The sequence below is a fragment of the Mesorhizobium sp. M4A.F.Ca.ET.090.04.2.1 genome (assembly GCF_003999085.1).
GTDB lineage: Bacteria > Pseudomonadota > Alphaproteobacteria > Rhizobiales > Rhizobiaceae > Mesorhizobium.
In genome coordinates this window covers 1-891 of the sequence record NZ_RZOT01000945.1, presented here as the reverse complement: position 1 = coordinate 891, position 891 = coordinate 1, and the positions used below count along the sequence as shown (strand labels likewise).

The 891-nt window shown below is 65.7% G+C and carries 1 protein-coding gene; it reads left to right on the top strand.

The genetic code is table 11. From position 1 onward, the window contains the following. Positions 1-891 (top strand): CarD family transcriptional regulator (locus EN781_RS33365; protein ID WP_281034424.1); only part of this gene is annotated, 891 nt, incomplete at both ends.

The following is an 891-nucleotide window of genomic DNA, read 5'->3' as shown; positions in this document are numbered from 1 at the left end:
ATGACGGGCTCTATGCCGCGGTCAGCGAAGGGCGGCGCTTTGCCGGCATGGAGCACTGGCTGCCGTTCTTCTACGAGCGGCTGGAGACGGTGTTCGACTACCTGCCCGACGTGCCCGTGGTCTTCGACCATCTGGCGCATGAGGCGCTGGCCGAACGCCACACGCTGATCCTTGATCACTACGAAGCGCGCCGCAAGCAGGCCGACGGTGCGTTGAAGGAGGCGGTGCCCTACAAGCCGGTGGCGCCGGACCTGCTTTATCTCTCGCCGGAGAATCTCAAGGCGTCTCTCGGCCCGCGCGAAGACATCGACTTCACCGTCTTCGATGCGCCCGATGTGGGGGGCAAAAAGGTTTTCCATGCCGGTGCGCGGCATGGCCGCAGCTTCGCCGAGGAACGCGCCGATCCCAACACCAACGTCTTCGATGTCGTGGTGAAGCACATCGCCGACGAGCGCGCAGCGCGCCGCCGCGTCGTCATCGCCGGCTGGACCGAAGGCTCGCTCGACCGGCTCGGCCAGATCCTGGCCGAGCATCATCTTGGCAATTTGAAGCCGGTGGCGACGCTTGCCGAGGCGGAAAAGTTGGAGCCGGGGCAGGCGGGCCTTGCCGTGCTGCCGCTCGAATCCGGCTTCGAGACCGAGAGACTGGTCGTCGTTGCTGAGCAGGACATCCTCGGCGACCGGCTGATCCGGCGCTCCAAGCGCAAGAAGCGCGCATCAGACTTTATCGCCGAAGCCTCGTCGCTGTCGTCTGGCGATATCGTCGTCCATACCGACCACGGCATCGGCCGCTTCGTCGGCCTGCGCACGATCGAGGCGGTCGGTGCGCCGCATGACTGCCTGGAAATCCACTATGCCGGCGACGACCGGCTGTTCCTGCCGGTCGGGAACA